This is a genomic window from Arthrobacter sp. UYP4 (assembly GCF_057291175.1).
On sequence record NZ_JBXAVU010000001.1, the window covers coordinates 959936 to 979956 of the forward strand.

The 20021-nt window shown below is 70.2% G+C and carries 19 protein-coding genes; 2 read left to right on the plus strand and 17 right to left on the minus strand.

Annotation, left to right across the window (positions count from 1 at the left end; translation table 11 throughout):
• Window positions 1-37: 37 nt before the first annotated feature.
• The 8 genes from AC0Z9V_RS04530 to AC0Z9V_RS04565 all read right to left on the minus strand — a co-directional run bounded on the left by AC0Z9V_RS04530 (window position 38) and on the right by AC0Z9V_RS04565 (window position 6577).
• The gene (locus AC0Z9V_RS04530; RefSeq protein WP_485140857.1) at window positions 38-850 is read right to left on the minus strand and encodes a F0F1 ATP synthase subunit delta; all 813 of its coding nucleotides are present in this window, start codon (window positions 848-850) and stop codon (window positions 38-40) included.
• Window positions 850-1404 carry a F0F1 ATP synthase subunit B gene (locus tag AC0Z9V_RS04535; RefSeq protein ID WP_133080843.1) on the minus strand — a complete coding sequence of 185 codons (555 nt, stop codon included), beginning with the start codon at window positions 1402-1404 and terminating at the stop codon, window positions 850-852. The genes AC0Z9V_RS04530 and AC0Z9V_RS04535 overlap by 1 nt, the downstream gene beginning before the upstream one ends.
• A 50-nt stretch (window positions 1405-1454) precedes the next feature.
• Window positions 1455-1670 carry an ATP synthase F0 subunit C gene (locus AC0Z9V_RS04540; protein WP_019481292.1) on the minus strand — a complete coding sequence of 72 codons (216 nt, stop codon included), beginning with the start codon at window positions 1668-1670 and terminating at the stop codon, window positions 1455-1457.
• Window positions 1671-1745: 75 nt separating this feature from the next.
• A complete protein-coding gene (atpB, locus tag AC0Z9V_RS04545; RefSeq protein ID WP_133080844.1) occupies window positions 1746-2567 on the minus strand; it encodes a F0F1 ATP synthase subunit A in 822 nt (273 codons plus the stop codon).
• 85 nt (window positions 2568-2652) lie between these two features.
• Window positions 2653-2970, minus strand: a complete 318-nt coding sequence (locus AC0Z9V_RS04550; protein ID WP_244186259.1) for a hypothetical protein — start codon at window positions 2968-2970, stop codon at window positions 2653-2655.
• Window position 2971: 1 nt separating this feature from the next.
• On the minus strand, window positions 2972-3484 hold the full coding sequence (locus AC0Z9V_RS04555; protein ID WP_459269101.1) for a Cg1360 family ATP-synthase-associated protein: 513 nt from the start codon (window positions 3482-3484) through the stop codon (window positions 2972-2974).
• A gap of 148 nt (window positions 3485-3632) precedes the next feature.
• Window positions 3633-4655 (minus strand): MraY family glycosyltransferase, encoded by a 1023-nt coding sequence (locus AC0Z9V_RS04560; protein ID WP_485140858.1) that lies wholly within the window; start codon window positions 4653-4655, stop codon window positions 3633-3635.
• The gene (locus tag AC0Z9V_RS04565; protein WP_485140859.1) at window positions 4652-6577 is read right to left on the minus strand and encodes a polysaccharide biosynthesis protein; all 1926 of its coding nucleotides are present in this window, start codon (window positions 6575-6577) and stop codon (window positions 4652-4654) included. Before AC0Z9V_RS04565 ends, AC0Z9V_RS04560 begins: the two co-directional genes overlap by 4 nt.
• 201 nt (window positions 6578-6778) lie before the next feature.
• Between AC0Z9V_RS04565 and AC0Z9V_RS04570 the strand changes: the two genes are divergently transcribed.
• Window positions 6779-7765, plus strand: coding sequence for a glycosyltransferase (locus AC0Z9V_RS04570; protein WP_459269103.1), 987 nt, complete (start codon window positions 6779-6781; stop codon window positions 7763-7765).
• Complete coding sequence (locus tag AC0Z9V_RS04575) at window positions 7762-8718, plus strand: NAD-dependent epimerase/dehydratase family protein (protein ID WP_485140860.1); 957 nt, start codon at window positions 7762-7764, stop codon at window positions 8716-8718. The genes AC0Z9V_RS04570 and AC0Z9V_RS04575 overlap by 4 nt, the downstream gene beginning before the upstream one ends.
• A gap of 6 nt (window positions 8719-8724) precedes the next feature.
• Here the strand turns inward: AC0Z9V_RS04575 and AC0Z9V_RS04580 are convergent, their stop codons facing one another.
• The 9 genes from AC0Z9V_RS04580 to lysA all read right to left on the minus strand — a co-directional run bounded on the left by AC0Z9V_RS04580 (window position 8725) and on the right by lysA (window position 20021).
• A complete protein-coding gene (locus AC0Z9V_RS04580) occupies window positions 8725-9456 on the minus strand; it encodes an L-threonylcarbamoyladenylate synthase (RefSeq protein ID WP_133080850.1) in 732 nt (243 codons plus the stop codon).
• An 81-nt stretch (window positions 9457-9537) separates the two neighbouring features.
• Window positions 9538-10509: a glycosyltransferase gene (locus AC0Z9V_RS04585; RefSeq protein WP_133080851.1), complete on the minus strand. Its 972-nt coding sequence runs from the start codon at window positions 10507-10509 to the stop codon at window positions 9538-9540.
• The gene (gene prmC / locus AC0Z9V_RS04590; protein WP_485140861.1) at window positions 10506-11375 is read right to left on the minus strand and encodes a peptide chain release factor N(5)-glutamine methyltransferase; all 870 of its coding nucleotides are present in this window, start codon (window positions 11373-11375) and stop codon (window positions 10506-10508) included. The genes AC0Z9V_RS04585 and prmC overlap by 4 nt, the downstream gene beginning before the upstream one ends.
• 2 nt (window positions 11376-11377) lie before the next feature.
• On the minus strand, window positions 11378-12457 hold the full coding sequence (gene prfA, locus AC0Z9V_RS04595; protein WP_133080853.1) for a peptide chain release factor 1: 1080 nt from the start codon (window positions 12455-12457) through the stop codon (window positions 11378-11380).
• A 134-nt stretch (window positions 12458-12591) separates the two neighbouring features.
• Window positions 12592-14718 (minus strand): transcription termination factor Rho, encoded by a 2127-nt coding sequence (gene rho, locus AC0Z9V_RS04600; RefSeq protein WP_485140862.1) that lies wholly within the window; start codon window positions 14716-14718, stop codon window positions 12592-12594.
• A 332-nt stretch (window positions 14719-15050) separates the two neighbouring features.
• Window positions 15051-16049 carry a homoserine kinase gene (thrB, locus tag AC0Z9V_RS04605; protein ID WP_485140863.1) on the minus strand — a complete coding sequence of 333 codons (999 nt, stop codon included), beginning with the start codon at window positions 16047-16049 and terminating at the stop codon, window positions 15051-15053.
• A 1-nt stretch (window position 16050) separates the two neighbouring features.
• Window positions 16051-17154 carry a threonine synthase gene (gene thrC, locus AC0Z9V_RS04610; protein ID WP_133080856.1) on the minus strand — a complete coding sequence of 368 codons (1104 nt, stop codon included), beginning with the start codon at window positions 17152-17154 and terminating at the stop codon, window positions 16051-16053.
• Window positions 17155-18483 (minus strand): homoserine dehydrogenase, encoded by a 1329-nt coding sequence (locus AC0Z9V_RS04615; protein WP_208741511.1) that lies wholly within the window; start codon window positions 18481-18483, stop codon window positions 17155-17157.
• Entirely contained in the window at window positions 18480-20021 is a 1542-nt protein-coding gene (gene lysA / locus AC0Z9V_RS04620; protein WP_485140864.1) for a diaminopimelate decarboxylase, read from the minus strand. The genes AC0Z9V_RS04615 and lysA overlap by 4 nt, the downstream gene beginning before the upstream one ends.

Sequence of the window (20021 nt, forward strand, 5' to 3'; positions counted from 1 at the left end):
CTGTGGATGTGACACGGATGTCACGAGGCGCGTTCGCCTATCCCGCCAGCTTGCGGCGGAGCTCGGACAAGCGCGTGATCACCGTGGAGTCGACCATTTCGTCTCCGACGCTGACACGGACTCCGCCGATCAGTGAGGGGTCGATCTTCACGTTGACCTTGAGCTCGCGGCCGTACATGGTGTTCAACCCGGACTCCAGCTTCTCGAGCTGGCTCGCCGTCAGCGGACGGGTGACGCTGACGTCGGCGATCCAGCGCTGCTGGCGTGCGGCGACCAGCTCGAGGAATCGTTCCACGAGGGCCGCGGGCTTCAGTCCGCGCGGCGACCGCACGGCCTGGGCGATCAGGAGCCGGCCGGCGGGGCCGGCCTGGGGCACGAGCTTGAGGCCGAGGGCCACCTTCGACTCCGACGACGCCTGTGCTTCGGACAGTGCCCTCTGCAGGGCGTGATTCGAGGCCACGACCTGGATGAAGGAGTACAGCTCGTTCTCGAGCTGTTCCAAGCCCTCCACACCGCTGCCCTGCTCGGCCACCGAGATGACCACGGTGGCCGCGAGGGTCTCCAGGGCATCGCCGATGTCGCGTGCATTCGCCCAGCGCTCGTTGACGAGGTCACGCACCACGCCGGCTGCCTCGGACGAGACGCGACCGGCGATGAGCTGGTCCACCAGCACGGCCTTGTCCTTGCCGGTGCGCGAGGGATCCGTCAGCGCGCGGCGCAGGCCAGCATTGCTGTCGAGGATCGACAGCACGCCGAACAGGTCCTCGGCCAGCGCCAGGCTCGTGCCGGGCAGCCGGGACTCCAGTCCTTCACGGACCGTTGCGAGGGAGAGGCTCGATACTCCTGCCATTACTTCGCTGCACCTGCGCTCTGCGACGAGGTCTCGAGGTCCGCGAGGAACCGGTCGATGACACGCGACGAACGGGCGTCATCGGCGAGCGATTCCCCGACAATGCGACTCGCGAGGTCGGTGGCGAGCGTACCGACCTCGGCGCGGAGCGAGACCACTGCGGCCTGGCGCTCTGCTTCGATCTGCACGTGAGCCTGCTCGGTGATGCGAGCGGACTCGGCCGCCGCCTTCTCCTTGAGGTCCGCAAGGATCTGAGCGCCTTCGGCGCGGGCTTCCTCACGGATGCGGTTCGCCTCGGTGCGAGCATCGACAAGCTGCTGCTTGTACTCGTCGAGGGCCGCGTTGGCCTCGGCCTGTGCGGCCTCTGCCTTGGCGATACCGCCTTCGATCGCCTCGGTGCGCTCTGCGAATGTCTTCTCGAACGCCGGCATGACGTACTTGAAGACGATGAACAGCAGGACGGCGAAGCCGACAACGGTCACCAGCAGTTCCCAGAGGTTAGGGATCAGAGGGTTGGAGCCCTCTTCCGCCGCCATAATCGCTGCGTTAAGCATTTTTCACCCGTCTTTCTTCAACGTGTCTTCGGTCGGTCAGGACGGCTTGATCAGGCGCCGATGACGAAGGCGAAGACGAGGCCCAGGATCGCGAGGGCTTCGGTCAGTGCAAGGCCGAGGAAGGCGATGGGCTGGAGGACACGCTGTGCCTCAGGCTGGCGAGCTACGCCATTGATGTAGGCCGCGAAGACGAGGCCGACACCGATACCACCGCCGATTGCGGAGAGACCGTATCCAACGAGGTTGAGGCTACCCTGTACTTCCATTGTGTTCCTTTCAAGATGCCGCCTTGGTGCGACAGGTTGTTTGGGATCATCCCCGACGGGGAAGACTTGTGTGAATCAGTGGGCGTCGGCGTGCAGTGCGCCTTCGATGTAGATCGCGGCGAGCAGCGTGAAGACGTAGGCCTGGAGGATCATGATCAGCGCCTCGAGCATGTACATGGCGACCGATCCGACGAGGACCAGCACGCTCGTGCCCTGCAGCAGGATGTTCCCCGTCATCACCATGTACTCGATGGCCGAGCCGGCCAGGGTCACGATGAGGTGGCCGGCGAGCATGGTCGCGAAGAGTCGCAGCGAGTGCGTGACCGGCCGGACGATGAAGTTCGAGATGATCTCGATCGGCACCACGATCAGGAGGATGTACCAGGGGACGCCCGACGGGACGACGGCGAGCTTGAAGTAGCGGATGCCGTGCTTCTTGAGGCCGATGCCGACCCAGAGCAGGAAGAAGATGGCGGCGATGCCGTAGGCGCTGCCCGGGTGGGAGAACGTCGGCAGCTGCAGGAACGGGACGGCCCCGAAGATGTTGTTCACCAGCACGAAGAAGAAGGCGGTGAAGAGCCAGGGGACGTACTTGAGGAAGTCGCGGCCGCCGATGATGTCCTTGCCGATGGAGTTGCGCACGAAACCGTACGCGGCCTCACCGAGGAACTGCACCTTCCCCGGGACCAGCTGCCGGCGGCGGGAGGCGATCAGGAAGAACGTGGCGATGAGGACGACCGAGAGGATGGTCAGCAGCATCTGCTTCCCGAAACCGGGGTCCAGCAGGACGCCGTACTCGCCGCCCCACGGGAGGATGTCCCGGTAGTGGGTGTCCTCGATCGTCGGGGCTACGAATCCCTCTTCGGTAGTTGCGGCCGGGAGCGCAAGCGCGATCAACGCGTTTCCTCTCTGCAGTGTCCATCGTTGGGCAAGATCTGTTCGGTCGCAGTGGAACTGGTCCGACTCGTTAAGTTATGGGGAATCACTCGGGTTCGGCCTCGGCGCGGGACGTAGCCGGCGAGCCCCTGTGCGGGTCCGCTGCATGGTTCCGGGTGAGATTGTGCATGTGGGAGAGATAGAAACCCCCTGCTGCACCTAAGAACGCTCCCGCCAGCACCAACCAGCGCGTGTCGAGGAGATTATCCAGCCCCCAGCCTATCAAACTCCACACCAGGATCCCGCCAATGATGTAGCTGAAGACGGCCATGCCCGCGTTGTAGCCGCCGTTGGAGAAGCGGGCGTCGATATCCTGCGGGGGCGTGGCGGCGGCCTCGTCCGGGCCCCGGTCGGTGCCTGCCATCTCAGTGCCCCTCTGCCGGGTCGGACGCCGTCGGCGCACCGGTCGCTGCCGGAACACTCTCGTCGTAGAGGGGCGTCCTCAGCCTGGAGAACGCGAGGACCTCGGCGACCTGCCACGCGATGACGGTGGCGAGCGCTCCGGTGAAGAACCAGGTGCGGTCGAGCCAGCCCGGCGTCCCGAGGAGGAACAGGACCGCGGCGAACCCGACCACCTTGATGGCGTAGGTGACGGCGAAGAGGCCCAGGGCACCCGAGGGATTGGTCCTGCCGGTGAAGTGCCCGATCAGGAGGCTGATACCGAAGAACGCCATGACGAGTGCGGCGCCGAAGACGACGCTCAGGCCCGCGGAGGGTGCGGTCGCGAGGGCTGCGGCGGCCGCGAGCACCAGCGCCACGGCACCGCCTGCAGCGGCACTCCGCGCGAGGATGCCGAGCCAGGGGGACGCGGTGGCCTCCGAGGCGGTCACGAGGTTCGGGTGGTCGGCTCCGGTCGCCGGGTGCTCCGGTCGTGGCACGTGCTGTCCGCTCTGTCGGCTGCGCCGTCCGGCGCCCTGCTGGTCCTCCGTCGACGGCGTCGGGAGGGCTGGTGCGGGTCCGCGCGATCCGTCGTCGTCGCACCCGGCGCCTGAAATTCTACAGCACCACGAAGACGGGCCGCGGGCGTCATGCCCGGCCGGCCACCCGCCGCCGCGCGAGGGCGCGGAAGATCCGGGGTGAATACAGGTACAGCGCGACGACGGCCGCGGCGAACAGGGACGCGGTGACGGCGAGGGGCGCCGTCGCGGTGGCGAGCACGAATCCCGCGGCCGCCGTCAGGGCGGAGAGGACGCTGACGAGGATCGAGACCTGCACATGGCTGAGGCCGGTGTCCGTGAGCCGCTGGTACACGTGCTGCCGGTGCGCGGTGTACAGGCGCTCGCCCCGGCGGGCACGGCGCAGAAAGGTGGTGAAGGTGTCGGCGAGGTAGATCAGGACGGGCGAGAGCAGGTATTCGAGGTAGACCCCCGCCAGCAGTCCCGTGACCGCGATCGCGGCGATGGAGGCACCGAGGAGGTAGCTGCCGACGTCGCCGAGGAACACGAACCCCCGGCCGAGGTTCCACGGCAGGAACCCGGCGAAGGCCGCCGCCACCACGAGGCCCGCAACCGTCAGCCACAGCTGGTCGCTGAGCACGCCGGCCAGCGAGTAGAAGAGTCCGACGACGAGTCCGTGCATGCCCGAGATCCCGTTGATCCCGTCCATGAAGTTCGCGGCGTTGATGTAGGTGGCGAGGGCGATCGCCCCGATCGGGACCCACCAGTAGCTGCTGTCGTCGATGGTGGTGGCCAGCGCCGCTGTGCCGATCACGCCGACCAGGAGCTGCGCCGAGAGGCGCACCCGGATGGACAGGCCGCGGAAGTCCTCGATCCAGCCGAGGGTGGCCGAGGCGCCGACCATGCAGATGATGATCAGGATGAGCGACCGGTCCACGGCGACCAGACCCGTCGCGAGGGAGAGCGCGAGCGCCACCAGGAGCGCCACTGCCACGGCCACTCCCATGCCGCGGATCACGATCGTGCTGTGCGAGGAGCGGTCGTTCGGGATGTCGATGACGCCCAGCGTCCTCAGCAACGGCTTGACGACGACGGGCAGCGCCAGGGAGAGACCCAGTGCGACGAGAGCGACGAGGGTGAGGAGTCCGGTCATGACGCAGGCCCGCCGGCACCCGAGCGGGACGGGGAGGCGCTCGCTCCGCCCGGTGATGCCGGTCCGGCACCGCCTTCGCCGCCGACGGCTGCGATGCTCCGCCGGCCGTCGAAGCCGCCCTCGGCCTTCCATTCCCGGAGGCTCAGCCGCTGGGGGTCGAGCGGTGCGACGGAGGTGTGGGAGATCTTGGGGTGGAGCGGACGGGAGTCGTCCTCGCCGGCGCCCATCAGGTCCTCGTGCATCTTCTCGCCGGGCCGCAGGCCCGTGAAGACGATGTCGATGTCCTTGCCGGACATCGCGATCATGCGCTGCGCGACGTCGAGGATCTTCACGGGTTCCCCCATGTCGAGGATGAGCACCTCCCCTCCCCTGCCGATGGCCCCGGCCTGCACGACGAGCTGGCAGGCCTCCGGGATGGTCATGAAGAACCGGGTCACCTCGGGATCGGTCACCGTGATCGGTCCGCCGTTGCGGATCTGCTCCGTGAAGAGGGGGAGCATGGAGCCGCGGCTCCCGATGACGTTGCCGAAGCGGACGGAGACGTACTTCTGGCCGGTGCGTTCCGCCTGCCAGGACGTGAGCCTCTCCGCGACGCGCTTGGAGTGGCCGAGCACGCTGGTGGGGTCGGCCGCCTTGTCCGTGGAGATGTTGACGAAGTTGGTCACGCCGACGGCCGAGGATGCCCGGAGCACGTTCAGGGTGCCCTGTACGTTCGTCTTCCAGGCCTCCTCCGGATACTGCTCCAGCAGCGACACGTGCTTGAGGGCCGCGGCGTGGAAGACGACCTCCGGCTTGCGGTCCTCGAAGATGTCGCGCAGCGCGTCCGCGTCGCGGATGTCGGCCAGGACGGTGTCGCGGCCCGTGAGCAGTCCCCGGCCCGTGAGCGAGATCTGCGTCGACTGGAGGCCGGTCTCGTCGCGGTCAAGCATGATGAGCTCCGCGGGGAGGAAGCCGGCGAGCTGGCGGCACAGTTCGGACCCGATCGACCCCCCTGCACCGGTCACCAGGACCCGCTTCCCGGTGACGTAGCCCGCGACCTCGTCAGGGTGGATGTCCACCGGGCGCCGCCCGATCAGGTCCTCGACCGCCACCTCCCGGAAGTCGGCGATGCCCGCGCCGGCGCCGCCGAGCATGTCCCTCAGCGGCGGCAGGACCAGCACCTTGATGCCGAGGCCCGCGACGAGGTCCGAGACACGGCGCACCTGGGCGGCCTCGACGTCGGCGAAGGCGATGACGAGGACGGAGGCCTGGGTGCGGGCCGCGACGTCGCGCAGGTCGTCGATCCTGCCGAGGACGGGCACCGACGCCAGGCGCAGGTGCTTCTTGGCGGGATCGTCGTCGATCAGGCCGACGGGGAAGTAGGGCGATCCCGGGTCCTGCATCATGCGGCCGACGAGGGAGTTGCCGAGGAAGCCGGCTCCGTAGATCAGCGTGCGCTGGGCGTCCTCCCCCGGTTTCGCCTTGCTCTCGACGTACATGCGCTTGAGGTAGCGCGTGGCGGCCAGGAACATGCAGGCGAACGGGAAGGCGATGACGCCGATGCTGCGCGGCACCTCGATGACCGTGAAGAACGCCACGCTGACGAGCACCAGGATCACGGCGACGAGGACCGCGACGATCACGAGCAGTTTCGCCTCGTGGAAGCTGCCGAAACTGTAGCGTCCCCGGTACAGCGCGAAGCTGAGTCCCACCACCAGCTGGGCGACGACGGCCACGGCGCAGAACGCCGCGATCCCGGGGACGTTGACCTCCTTGACGAGGAGTTCGTAGCGGAGGATCAGCGCGAGGAGGATGGCCACGATCCAGGCCGCAGCGTCGAGAAGGTACTGCGACCACAGCCAGATCGCCGGCTTGTCGCCGGACGGAGTTGCTGCAGTGGAGCCGGATTTCCGGGCGGGTGCCCGGCCTTCGTTGAGTGCCATGATTCCTAACGGTGTCATGCAGGCCGACACCGCGTTCCACCCGGAGGCGCGACCGCCGGGGCTGCCCGGCCCGGCTGTGCAGGACTGGCCCGGTCGGGACCGGAACACGGTGTAATAGACTGCTACTACCCGAGAATACTAACTGCACCGCCTCTGCCTGGTCCGTTGCGCACCGCCCTGGCGCGGCCCGGAAGGAACACGTTGCACGTCCCTGACGCCGCTTCTCCGAGCGTGTTCATCGTCGTCACCACCTTCAACCGGGTGGGCCACCTCCGGGAACTCCTCGCATCCATCGCGGTGCTCGATCCGGCGCCGGCCGGCGTGGTCGTCGTCGACAATGCCAGCACGGACGGCACGGCGGACCTGCTCGCCGAACTGGACCTGCCCGTTCCGCTGATCGTGCACCGTCTGCCGGACAACGCCGGCGGCGCCGGTGGTTTCGCCGCCGGGATGGCGAGGGCCCTGGCCGAGGGCGCCGAATGGCTGTGGCTGATGGACGACGACGTCGTCGTGTTCCCCGATGCGCTCGCGTCCTTCGCCCCGTGGATGCCCCGCTACTCGTGCATCCACGGCCGCCGGTACGACTCCGCGGGTGAGCCCTTCTTCTGGCAGCACATCCTGAACGAGGCCCTCGGCGTCCACCTGCCGGTCCGCGGCGACGTCTTCGCCCGGTCGCGCGTCTTCCACACGAATGTCGGCTGCTTCGAGGGCATGCTGGTGGCGGCCGACGTCGTCCGCGAGACCGGACTCCCCGACGCACGGTTCTTCCTCAACGGGGACGACCTGACGTACGGCTGGCTCATCTCGCAGCGGCATCCCGTCGCGTACGTCGACGCCTTCGTGCTGCGGAAGACCCGTGCCCAGCGCCAGGTGGACCTCCGGGTCCGGCATCTCAACGACTCGAGCAACCTCTCGCGGTTCTGCGGCATGCGCAACCGCGGCCACCTCGCGCGCTACCTCCGGCTCCATGGACGCCACAGCGCCGTGGCGTTCGGCGTCGGGACCTTCCTCTCGGCCGCCAAGGAGGTCCTGCGCCTGGTGGCGGTGGAGCGGTCACTCTCCGGCCTGTCCGCCCTCTGGCGCGGCTGGCGGGCTGCCAGGGTCATCCTGAAGGATCCCGACTGGCAGCCGGAGCCGCCCCTCGCGCCCCTGTCCGGTCCGTCGGGCCGCCAGGGAGGCACCGCATGAGCTGGCTCGTCCTCGGCGGCTCGGGCTTCGTCGGTTCCGAGGTCCTCCGGGCGCTCCGCGCGGCAGGCGTGGACGCGGTGCCCGCTGTGGCACCCCGCCTGGTGACGGCTGCGGACACACCGGAGGCGCTCGTCGCTGAAGCGGCGCTCCTCGACGGCGCCGGCCTCCGCGCCGCGATGGCGGGCCATTCCGTCGTCGTGAACGCCGCCGGACTCGCGACCCCGTCATCCGGCGACGTGCAGGCACTGCTGGGTGCGAACGCCCTGCTGCCCGCCGTCGTGGCCCGGGCCGCGGCGGCCGCGGGCGTGGGTCGCGTCATCCACCTGAGCAGTGCCGCGGTGCAGGGCAGGACGCCGGTACTGGACGCGACGGACACGGTGCACCCGTTCTCGGCGTACTCGCGCAGCAAGGCGCTCGGCGAACAGTCGATCGATCGCGTGGCCGCGGACGAGCCGGCGCTGTCGGTGGTGACCATCCGTGCCACGTCCGTGCAGGGGCGCGGCAGGCCGACGACGGCGGCGCTGGCCCGCCTCGCGCGCTCGCCCCTCGCCTCGGTGGCCTCCCCGGGCAGCGCCAGGTCGCCCATCACGTCCGTCGAGGCCCTCGCCGGTCTGGTCCTCGCCGTGGGCCGCCACGCGGGGCCGGTCCCGTCCAGGGTGCTGCAGCCGTGGGAAGGACTCACCGTGCGGACCGTCCTCGAGGCGGCCGGCGGACGGCCCCGGATCCTGCCCTCGGCGCTGTGCCGCCTCGCGGTGGGAAGCGGCTACGCACTGTCGGGCCTGCTGGGCGGCCGGCTCGACGGGCACGTCCGCCGGGTGGAGCTCATGTGGTTCGGCCAGGACCAGGTACCGGGCTGGGCGGAGGAGCAGGGCATCCCGCCCGCCCCCCGGGTCCGTGAGGTCCTCGCACGCGCGCAGGATCGGGCGGACGACGGCGGAGCACCCGCCGACTGACGCGGCTCAGGCGGAGGCCTGGCCCCCTGCAGCACCGTCGTCGGCGGCGTCGTCCCGCGCGGCGGGGCCACCGTCCGCGGCATGCCCGTCGATGTCGAGGATGCCGGGGACGACCTCCCGGAGGCGGTCCAGCGCGAGGGTTCCCTGCCGCACCACCCGCAGAGTCTCCCCGGTGGCGTCCACGATGGTGGATCCGGTCCCCTCGGCGGCGGTGCGTGGACCGGCATCGAGGTACACGGCGACCGATTCGGCCAGCTGCGCCGCGGCATCCGGCGCCGTCGTCGCTGCCGGCGCGCCGGTCCTGTTCGCCGACGACACCGCGAGCGGGCCCGTGAGCCCGAGCAGTTCGAGCGCGACGTCGTCGTCCGGCATGCGGAGGGCGACGGTTCCCAGGGTGTCGCCGAGGTCCCACGTCAGGGAGGGCTGGGCGTGGCAGATCAGGGTGAGCCCGCCGGGCCAGAACGCTTCGGCGAGCCGACGGGCGTCCGGGTGCACATCGGTCGCCAGTCCGTCGAGCGTCTGGATACGCGGGATGAGGACGGGCGGGGGCATGTTCCGGCCGCGGCCCTTCGACGCGAGGAGGGTGGCCACCGCCTGCGGTGAGAAGGCGTCCGCGCCGATCCCGTACACGGTGTCCGTGGGCAGGACGACGCATTGCTTGAGCGACACCGCCCGCTGGGCGGCGGTGAGGCCGTCGCGTCGCTGGGCGGGATCGGAACAGTCGTAGCTCGTTGTCACCTGCCCATCCTTCCATCCGGGCAGGCGGCTCCGCACATCGTGCTGCCCGGCGAGGCAGGGCGGGGCGGGTCGACGTGCAGGTCAGGACGACGGCGGAGGGCCGAAGCCCGTGCCCCGCAGACCGGCCGAGTAGGCGGCGAACCAGGCGCGGAGCCCCTTGAGGTCGCGCTGGGTGAGGAAGTAGTACGGGAAGCCGATGACGTCCGCGCCGAACCAGCGGAGGTTGCGGTACTTGCGCGCCAGGTAGGCGCGGTTCCGGAAGTACGAGAACCGCTTGAACTCGCCCTCGGGGATGACGGGTGTGATGAAGCCGCCGAAGATCGGCTTCATCTCGGACCAGGTGGCCGGGTGGCGGACGGCGACGGTCGCCAGCGTGCCGTACTTCAGGCCCGCCTTCCGCACGCGGGCCAGGAAGTCGACCTCGTCGCCCCGGATGAAGAACTTCATGTCCGGCAGGCCGATCGTCGCGAACACCTCCGCCCGGATCAGCGCACCGTTGAAGAAGTGCACCATGTCGGGCAGATAGCCCATCGGCTCCAGCGTGGCGCGGTCGTTGGTGAGGAGGCCGTTGATGCGGAAGTTGAAGGACAGCCGGGAGGGATCCGACGTCGCGGCGACGAGCGGGCTGACGATGTCGAGGTCGTGGTCGTGGGCGGCACGCAGCAGTTCGGCGAGGCAGCGCTCGTCCTCGGGGTGCCCGTCATCGTCCATCAGCCAGATCCACCGGGCGCCGCTCGCGATCGCCGCGAGGATCGCGAAGGCGAAGCCGCCGGCTCCGCCGAGGTTGGCTTCCGAGCGGAGGTAGTGGATGGTCCCGCCGGCGGCCTCGACGACGTCGGTCGCGGGCCGGGTGCCCGAGTCGACGAGGGCGACCGTCGCGATCGGGGCGCTCTGCGCCGCCAGGGAGCGCAGGAGCTGCGCGAGTTCCTCGTGCCGGTCGTAGGTCACGGCGGCGACCGCGACGGTGTCGGTGCGGGTCGCGGCGCCGTCGGGTGTCGCGTCGGGTACCGTCAGGGGGCCGCCGGCTCCCGGGCCCGTGGTGCGTTCGGTCATCGCGCTGCCTTCCGGGTGGTGGCCGGCGTCGTGCCGGCGCGGAGGACGGCGCTCGTCGCGCGGTCCCGTCCGCTGAGGTCCTGGTGCGTCCGGATCGTCGTCCAGACATCCGCCTGCTCGAGGAAGGCGGCGACCCAGGGCGCCTGCACCTCCGCGTGCTCCATCACGAAGTATCCGCCCGGCCGAAGGAGGCGGGCGGCGGAGGCGGCCGCGGCACGCGGCAGGCGCATGCCGTCCGCTCCCCCGCCGTAGAGGGCCATCTGCGGGTCGTGGTCCGCCACTTCCGGCTCGTTCGGCACGGCATCGGCCGGGATGTACGGGGGGTTGGACACGACGATGTCGAAGGTGCCGTCCTGGTCGGCGAGTGCGGTCGCCAGGTCGCCCTGGCTGAGCTGCACGCCGAACGGCTCGAGGTTCGGGGCGGCCCAGGCCAGGGCGAGGTCGCTGAGCTCGACGGCTTGCACGTCCGCACCGGGCACCTCGTCGGCCACGGCCGCGGCGATGGCGCCCGATCCCGTCCCGAGGTCCACGATCTTCGGTCCCTCGAGCTCCGATGCCCGGTCGATCACCAGTTGTGCGACCGTCTCCGTCTCGGGCCGCGGGACGAAGACGCCGGGACCCACCGCGAGTTCGACGCGACGGAAGTGGGCGACCCCGGTCAGGTGCTGGAGCGGGACGCGCCGCGCGCGCTCGTCGACGAGGGCCTCGAATCCCGGGGGCACCGGAGCACCGGTCAGGGCCAGCGCCCTGAGCCTCCCGCGGGAGACGCCGAGCAGGTGGGCGGCCAGGAGCTCGGCGTCCACCCGGGGGCTGGGGACCCCTGCGTCGCGGAGCCGTTGTTCGGCGACCCGCAGGGCCTCCTCCACGCCTACTCTTCCGTGCCGATGGCGTCCAGGCGGGCCTGCTCGTCCATCTCGATGGCCGACTGCACCACGGGCTCCAGATCGCCGTTCATGACGGCGTCGAGGTTGTAGGCCTTGTAGCCCGTGCGGTGGTCGGCGATCCGGTTCTCCGGGTAGTTGTAGGTCCGGATGCGCTCGGACCGGTCCATGGTGCGGATCTGCGACTTGCGGATGTCGGAGTTCGCGGCGTCGATCTTCTCCTGCTCGTGGGCCAGGATGCGTGAGCGGAGGACCCGCATCGCGGCCTCGCGGTTCTGCAGCTGCGACTTCTCGTTCTGCATCGCGACGACGATCCCGGTGGGCAGGTGGGTGATGCGTACCGCGGAGTCGGTCGTGTTGACGGACTGGCCGCCCGGGCCCGAGGAGCGGTAGACGTCGATCTTCAGGTCGTTCTGGCTGATCTCGACCTCCTCCGGCTCGTCGACCTCGGGCAGCACGAGGACGCCTGCGGCGGAGGTGTGGATGCGGCCCTGCGACTCGGTGACGGGCACGCGCTGGACGCGATGCACGCCGCCCTCGAACTTGAGGCGCGCGTAGACACCCTCGGCGGGGTCGTTGGAGGACCCCTTGATCGCCATCTGGACGTCCTTGTAGCCACCGAGGTCGGACTCGTTAGCGGAGATGAGTTCGGTCTTCCACCCCCGGGATTCGGCGTAGCGCGCGTACATGCGGAGCAGGTCGCCGGCGAAGAGTGCCGCCTCGTCGCCGCCCTCGCCGCCCTTGACCTCGATGATGACGTTGCGGCCGTCGTTCGGGTCACGCGGGATGAGCAGGCGGCGCAGGCGCTCCTGGGCGGTGGCGAGCTGCTCCTCGAGCACGGGCACCTCGGCGGCGAACTCGGGGTCCTCCGACGCCATCTCGCGGGCGGCCTCGAGGTCGTCGTGCAGGGCGGTCCACCGGTTGTGGGCGTCGACGATCCTGCCGAGCTCCGCGTACCGGCGGCCGAGCCTCCGGGCCAGCGCCTGGTCGGCGTGGACGGCGGGGTCGGCGAGCTGGTCCTGCAGCTCGGAGTGCTCGTCGAGCAGTCCCTGGATGGATTCGAACATCGGGTGTACCTCTTTCGGCGTCTACCGCCAGTCTACGAAGGTCGGGAGGGCAGGGACGACCGCCCCGGTTAACGGACGAAGCCGCCCGGGGCGGGCCGGCCAGATGGCCGGCCCGTCCCGAACGGCTGCCGTTGCTAGTCGGAGTCCTTGGAGCCCAGCGTGGTCTTCTGGACCTGCATCAGGAACTCGACGTTGGACTGCGTCTCCCGGATCTTGTTGGTGAGCAGCTCGAGTGCCTGCTGGGTCTCCAGACCCGACAGCACGCGACGCAGCTTCCACATGATCTTGACCTCGTCCGGCGAGAGCAGGTTCTCCTCGCGGCGCGTGCCGGAGGCATTGACGTCGACGGCGGGGAAGATGCGCTTGTCGGCGAGGCTGCGCGAGAGGCGGAGCTCCATGTTGCCGGTGCCCTTGAACTCCTCGAAGATGACCTCGTCCATCTTGGACCCGGTCTCCACCAGCGCGGTGGCGAGGATGGTGAGCGAGCCACCGTTCTCGATGTTGCGCGCTGCGCCGAAGAAACGCTTCGGCGGGTACAGTGCCGCGGAGTCCACGCCACCGGAGAGGATGCGGCCCGACGCCGGAGCGGCGAGGTTGTACGCACGTCCGAGGCGGGTCATGGAGTCGAGCAGCACGACGACGTCCATGCCCATCTCCACGAGGCGCTTGGCGCGCTCGATGGAGAGTTCGGCGACCGTGGTGTGGTCGTCGGCGGGACGGTCGAACGTCGAGGCGATGACCTCGCCCTTGACGGTCCGCTGCATGTCCGTGACTTCTTCGGGACGCTCGTCGACCAGGACCATCATGAGGTGGACCTCAGGATTGTTGATCGTGATGGCGTTCGCGATCGCCTGCAGGATGAGGGTCTTGCCGGCCTTCGGCGGGGAGACGATCAGGCCACGCTGGCCCTTGCCGATCGGGGCCACGAGGTCGATCACGCGGGGGCCGATCTTCTTCGGGTCCGTCTCGAGGCGAAGGCGGTCCGAGGGGTAGAGCGGAACGAGCTTCGCGAACTCGACGCGGTCCTTGAGGTCCTCGGCGGGCTTGCCGTTCACCGAGGTGACGCGCACCAGGGCGTTGAACTTCTGGCGTGCGCTGGCCTGGGTCTCGCCCTCGCGGGGAGCACGGATCGCGCCGACGACGGCGTCGCCCTTGCGCAGGTTGTGCTTCTTGACCTGGGCGAGCGACACGTAGACGTCGTTCGGGCCCGGCAGGTAGCCGGAGGTGCGCACGAAGGCGTAGTTCTCGAGGACGTCGAGGATGCCGGCGACCGGCAGCAGGACGTCGTCCTCGGTCACCTCGACGTCGTCGACGTCGGGCTGGTTGCGGTTGCGGCGACGGTCGTTGCGCTCGTTGCGGTCGCGGAAGCGGCTGTTGCGGTCCTCTGGACCGCTGGTGCCGTTGCGGTTCGCGCGGTTGCGGCGGTTGCGGCCGCGGCCGTCGTCATCGCCATTGGCTCCGTTGGAGCCGTTGCCGCGGTTGTCGCTGCGCTCGCTGCCGTTGCGGCCGCTGTCGTTCTGGCCGTCGCCCGGAGCGTTCGAACGGTCCTCGTCGCGACCGTTGCGTGAACGGGAGCGGCGCTCGTTGCGGTCGCCCCGTCCCTCGCCCTGCTGGCCGGACCGGGCCTCGGGCTGGGACTCGTTCTGGCCGGCGTTCTGGGCGTCGCCCTGCGAGCCGTTCTGGGACTCGTTCGAGCCCGCCTGGGCCTCGGAGCGGTCCTCGCCGCGACGGTTGCGGCGGTTCCGCTGGTTGCGCCCGCCGTTGTCGCGGTCCTGCTGCTCACCGGCAGGAGTCTCCTCGGCGGCGTCGCGCGACGGGGCCTCGACCTGCTCGGTGGCGACCGGTTCGGCGTCGGACGCGGGTGCGGAGACGACGCCGTCGCTGCCCGCGCGGCGGTTGCGGTTGCGGGTGCGGGGCTGGCGCTCGGCCGGAGCCGACTGCTCGTCCTGTCCGCTGTCCGCGGCGGTCCCGGTCTGGACGGTGGCGGTCACGGGACGCTCTGCGTCTGCGCTGCGCTCACTGCGGACCGCGGGGGTCTTCTGGCGGTCGGCGACTGCGGATCCGCGCTGGTGGTCGGAGATCGCCGACACGAGGTCGCTCTTGCGCATCCTCGATCCGCCGGTGATGCCGAGCTGGCCCGCGAGGGCCTGGAGCTGGGCGAGCTTCAGGCCTGCAAGGCCGCTGCTCTTGGAAGTTGTTGCGCCGGTTGCTTCAGCGTCTTGGGTGGCCACACCTGGTAACAGGTCAGTGGTTTCAGTCACGAAGGATCCTTCCCCCTCGTCGGGCGGCCACCTGATCGGTGGTCCGCGGTGGTTTGCCCCGTGCCGCAGGTGAAAGCAGGCGGGGTTCGGCCGAGCCGGAGGCAATCCGGCAGGGCCGCGTGTGCTGGGAGCCCGCGGATGTCGATGTGCGGGAGGAGAGATCCGCACGCACAAAGATAAGGTCGGAGGCTACACCGGAGGATGTGCTGCTGCTGATGGAACCTGCAGTTTTCGCGGCGGTCTAGAGAAGAGGACGGCCAGCTCAACAGAAGCACATGGCGTCTGGTGAAAGACACGGTAGTCCCGCAAGACGCAAGATTCGCCCGACGTTCCTACCCCTGGTGCACCTCCACTTTAGCACCTTCCCGCTCCACCGCGAGCCGGAGGACCCGCCAGGACGCGGGCGTGTCGCCCTGTGCGACGAGCGACCGGACGGCGTCCTCGGCGGCACGGGCACCGGCCTCTCCCACCGCCAGGGTCAGGACGCTCGGTCCGGCCCCTGAGATGGTGCTGGCGAATCCCGCCGCACGGAGGCCTCGCAGGAGGGTGGCGCTCGGGAGCATCGCCTGCGCGCGGTAGTCCTGGTGCAGGGAGTCCTGCGTGGCGGGGAACAGCAGCGACGGATCAGCGCCGAGGGCGTGGACCAGGAGCGCGGCGCGGCCGGCATTCGCCGCGGCGCTGTGGTGGGAGACCGACGGCGGGAGGAGTGCGCGGGCGCTCTCCGTGGACAGCGCGAGATCCGGGACGGCGATCACGGGGATGATGTCCGGATGAACCTCGACGCGCGTGGTGTGGTAGGCCCTGCCGCTCTCCCAGGAGATGGCGAGGGCTCCGCCGAGCGCGGGGGCCACGTTGTCCGGGTGGCCCTCGATCGAGGCCGCCCACTGCAGGAGGTGCGCGGCGTCCAGTTGCTCGTCCGCGGGCAGCAGGGCGTTGCCGGCGAGGACCCCGGCGACGATCGCCGCGGCGGAGGAGCCCATGCCCCTGCCGTGCGGCACGACGTTCACGGTGTCGAGCTCGAGCCCGGGCGCCCGCCGCCCCACGCGGTGCAGCGTGCTGATCAGGGACCTCGCGACGAGATGGGTCTCATCAGCGGGCAGTCCGGCCGCCCCCTCCCCCGTGGCGCGCACCGTCGTCGAGCCCGACGTCGTGGTGCGGACACGCACGGTGTCGTGCAGCGCCAGCGCGAGTCCGAGGGTGTCGAAGCCGGGCCCCAGGTTCGCGCTGGTGGCGGGAACCCGCACCACCACGTCCTGGCCTGCCTCGACGGCCGGGAAGTCCGAGACCTCCGAGACCTCCGACGACGCAGGTGCTGCCTGCACACCCGCCATGTCAGTCCTCGAGCCCGAGCGCGGCGGCGACGCTGACGACGTCGAACTCCACCTTCGTGGGCTCCACGTCGGCGCCGTCCGCCGTGCGCAGCGCCCACTGCGGGTCCTTCAGGCCGTGGCCGGTGACCGTGATGACGATCGTCTTGCCCGACGGCACGAGCCCTTCGGCGTGCTTCTTGATCAGCCCGGCGACGCCTGCGGCGGATGCGGGCTCCACGAACACGCCCTCGCGGGAGGACAGCCAGCGGTGCGCGTCGAGGATCTCCTCGTCGGTCACGGCCTCGATGAGTCCGCCGGACTCGTCGCGGGCGGCGACGGCGAAGTCCCACGACGCGGGGTTGCCGATCCGGATGGCGGTGGCGATGGTGTCGGGTTCCGTGATCGGGTGGCCCTTGACTAGCGGCGACGCGCCTTCCGCCTGGAAACCCCACATGATCGGCGTCCGGGTGGCGACGGCGGGCAGCTCACCATGGTGCATGGAGGCGTAGGGCGCCGCGTACTCCTTGTAGCCCTTCCAGTACGCGCTGATGTTACCGGCGTTGCCGACGGGCATCAGGTGGTAGTCCGGGGCGTCGCCGAGGGTGTCGACGACCTCGAAGGCCGCGGTCTTCTGCCCCTCGAGCCGCGCCGGGTTCACGGAGTTCACCAAGAAGACGGGATAGGCCTCCGCGAGCTTCCGCGCGACGTCGAGGCAGTTGTCGAAATTGCCGTTGACCTGCAGGAGCTGGGCGCCGTGGGCGATGGCCTGGCTGAGCTTGCCCATGGAGATCTTGCCGTCCGGCACGAGCACGGCGCACGTGATGCCCGCCTGCGTGGCGTACGCGGCGGCCGATGCGGAGGTGTTGCCCGTCGATGCGCACACCACGGCCTTCGCGCCGGCCGCGACGGCGGCGGTCATGGCCATCGTCATGCCCCGGTCCTTGAAGGACCCGGTGGGATTCATGCCCTCGACCTTCAGGTAGACGGTGGAGCCCGTCAGCTCGGACAGGTGCCGTGCGTGCACGAGGGGCGTTCCGCCCTCACCGAGGGTGATGACCTCGGTCGCATCCGTCACGGGCAGTCGTTCGGCGTATTCGCGGATGACTCCGCGCCACTGGTGGGCCACTTAGATTCCCTCTACTCGGAGCACGGATGAGACGGCGGTGATGACGTCGAGCGCCGCGACCTGCTTGACGGTCGCCGCGAGCGACGCCTCGGGGGCACGGTGGGTGACGATCCTCAGTTCGGCGGTGGTGCCGCCGTCGGCACCGCCCTGGTGGATGCGCTGGCGCATCGTCTCGATGGAGACGCCGTTCTCGGCGAAGATCTGCGCGATGCGCGCCAGGACCCCGGGCTGGTCGGCGACCTGCAGGCCGATGCAGTAGCTCGTCCGGACGGTGTCGATGCTCAGCGGCGGGACGTGGCCGGTGGTGGTCTCGGTGCGGCCGGGACCGCCGAGCACCATGCGGCGCGCGGCGCTGATGACGTCGCCGAGCACGGCCGACGCCGTCGGGGTACCACCGGCTCCCTGACCGTAGAACATGAGTTCGCCGGCGTTCTCCGCCTCGACGAAGACGGCATTGAAGGCGCCGCGGACCGCTGCGAGCGGGTGCGACCGCGGCAGGAGGGTCGGGTGGACGCGCACGCCGACCCCGGCTGCGCCGGCGTCGTCCGTGAGCATCTCCGCGATGGCCAGCAGCTTGATCACGTAGCCGTCCTCGGTCGCGGCGGCGATGTCGTCGGCAGTGACGGTCGTGATGCCCTCGCAGTGGACGTTCTCGAGGGCGAAGCGCGTGTGGAAGGACAGGGAGGCGAGGATCGCGGCCTTCGCGGCGGCATCATGGCCCTCGACGTCGGCGGTGGGATCGGCCTCGGCGTAGCCGAGGTCCTGGGCGGCCTTCAGTGCGTCCGCGAAGGATGCCCCGGTGGAGTCCATCTGGTCGAGGATGTAGTTCGTGGTGCCGTTGACGATGCCGAGCACGCGCGTGATGCGGTCCCCCGACAGGCTGTCGCGGATGGGCCGGAGGATGGGCACCGCTCCGGCGACGGCCGCCTCGTAGGACAGCTGCACCCCGGCGGCGTCTGCCTGCTCGTAGAGCTCCGGCCCGTCCTGCGCGAGGAGGGCCTTGTTGCCGCTGACGACGGTGGCCCCGTGCCGGATCGCCCGGAGGATGAGGGACTTGGCCGGCTCGATGCCGCCCATGAGCTCGATCACGATGTCGGCGTCCTCGACGAGCGACTCCGCGTCCGTCGTGAGGAGTCCCTCCGGGAGCTCGACGTCGCGGCGCGCGTCCAGGGTGCGGACGGCGACGCCGACGAGTTCGAGGGGCGCGCCCGCGCGGCGGCCGAGGTCCTCCGCGTTCTCGAGGAGGATGCGGGCCACCTGGGAGCCGACGTTGCCGCAGCCCAGCAGGGCTACGCGCAGGGGTGCGGGGGTCGTTGCTGGTGCATTCATGCGGTGTGTGAAGCTCCTGGATCCGGGACGGGTACGGCGGGTTCGCGCTGGACGTCCCTGCGGAACAGGTCCTCCTCGGTCTCGCCGCGGACGATGAGCCTGGCTGCCCCGTCGGCCACCGCCACGACAGGCGGGCGCGGAAGGTAGTTGTAGTTGCTCGACAACACCCAGCAGTAGGCTCCGGTGCCCGGGACGGCGAGGAGGTCGCCGGCTCCGGTGTCCTCCGGGAGGTAGACGTCCCGCACCACAATGTCACCGCTCTCGCAGTGTTTCCCAACCACGCGGGAGAGCAGGGGATCGGCTGCGGACGTCCTGGAGGCCAGCACGGCCGAGTAATCCGCGCCGTAGAGCACCGGACGGGCGTTGTCGCTCATGCCGCCGTCCACCGACACATAACGGCGCGGGTGCGTAACGCTCGTGTCCTGGACGATTTCCGATCCGTTCGCGGCCGCGTCCACGCGCACGGTCTTCGTGGTGCCGGCGGTGTAGAGGGTGAAGGTGGTGGGACCCACGATCGCGCGGCCCGGCTCGATCGAGATCCGCGGTACCCGCAGCCCCAGCTCGCGGCAGGTGGATCCGACGACGGCGGCCATCGCACGGGCGATCTCCGCTGCCGGCCGAGGTTCGTCCGCCTCGGTGTAGGCGATGCCGTAGCCGCCGCCGAGATCGAGCTCGGGCAGTTCGACGCCGTGCCGGTCACGCACTCCGGCGAGGAAACCGAGCAGCCGCTGCGCCGCGAGTTCGAAGCCCTCGGGCTCGAAGATCTGCGACCCGATGTGGCAGTGCACGCCGAGGAGGTTGATGCCCGGGTGGGCGAGGGCGTCGGCGACCGCGCGGGCAGCGGGCGACGACGCGCCGTCGTCCTGCACGTCGTCCTGCACGTCGTCCTGTCCCGGGCCCTGCTCGGTGGTGAGCGACAGGCCGAACTTCTGGTCCTCGTGGGCCGTGGCGATGAACTCGTGCGTGTGCGCGTGGACCCCGGGCGTCAGGCGGATCATGACGTTCGCCCTGCGGCCGCGCTGCACGGCGAGGTCGCCGACCAGGGTGACCTCCTGCAGGCTGTCGACGACGATCCGGCCGAGGTCGGCATCGATGGCGCGGGTGATCTCGGCGGCCGACTTGTTGTTCCCGTGCAGCCCGAGCCGGTGTCCCGGCATCCCGGCGCGCAGGGCCACGGCGAGCTCCCCGCCTGAGCAGGTGTCGAGTCCGAGGCCCTCCTCGCGGACCCAGTGCGCCACCTCGCTGCAGAGGAAGGACTTGCCGGCGTAGAACACGTCCACTCCCCCGCACAGGTCACGGAAGGCGTCGTCGAACGCGTCTCGGAAGGTGGCGGCACGGGTGCGGAAATCGCGCTCGGACATGACGAACAGGGGGGTGCCGTACTGCCGGGCGAGCTCGGTCACGGGGATCCCGTCGACCTGCAGCACGCCGTCCGGTCCGCGGTCCACGTCCTCGGCCCACAGCTTGGCGTCGAGCCGGGCCGGGTGCTCGGGAACGGACAGCCACTCCGGGGCGAGCAGGGATGCTTCGGCGGCCAC

What these genes read in the sequence shown, in the direction of transcription:
- AC0Z9V_RS04575 (WP_485140860.1), top strand. Translation starts at nt 7,762, where the DNA reads ATGAGCTGGCTCGTCCTCGGCGGCTCGGGCTTCGTCGGTTCCGAGGTC.
- prfA (WP_133080853.1), bottom strand. Translation starts at nt 12,457, where the DNA reads ATGTTCGAATCCATCCAGGGACTGCTCGACGAGCACTCCGAGCTGCAG.
- AC0Z9V_RS04540 (WP_019481292.1), bottom strand. Translation starts at nt 1,670, where the DNA reads ATGGAAGTACAGGGTAGCCTCAACCTCGTTGGATACGGTCTCTCCGCA.
- AC0Z9V_RS04560 (WP_485140858.1), bottom strand. Translation starts at nt 4,655, where the DNA reads ATGACCGGACTCCTCACCCTCGTCGCTCTCGTCGCACTGGGTCTCTCC.
- thrB (WP_485140863.1), bottom strand. Translation starts at nt 16,049, where the DNA reads ATGGCGGGTGTGCAGGCAGCACCTGCGTCGTCGGAGGTCTCGGAGGTC.
- AC0Z9V_RS04530 (WP_485140857.1), bottom strand. Translation starts at nt 850, where the DNA reads ATGGCAGGAGTATCGAGCCTCTCCCTCGCAACGGTCCGTGAAGGACTG.
- AC0Z9V_RS04535 (WP_133080843.1), bottom strand. Translation starts at nt 1,404, where the DNA reads ATGCTTAACGCAGCGATTATGGCGGCGGAAGAGGGCTCCAACCCTCTG.
- AC0Z9V_RS04565 (WP_485140859.1), bottom strand. Translation starts at nt 6,577, where the DNA reads ATGGCACTCAACGAAGGCCGGGCACCCGCCCGGAAATCCGGCTCCACT.
- AC0Z9V_RS04585 (WP_133080851.1), bottom strand. Translation starts at nt 10,509, where the DNA reads ATGACCGAACGCACCACGGGCCCGGGAGCCGGCGGCCCCCTGACGGTA.
- AC0Z9V_RS04615 (WP_208741511.1), bottom strand. Translation starts at nt 18,483, where the DNA reads ATGAATGCACCAGCAACGACCCCCGCACCCCTGCGCGTAGCCCTGCTG.
- AC0Z9V_RS04550 (WP_244186259.1), bottom strand. Translation starts at nt 2,970, where the DNA reads ATGGCAGGCACCGACCGGGGCCCGGACGAGGCCGCCGCCACGCCCCCG.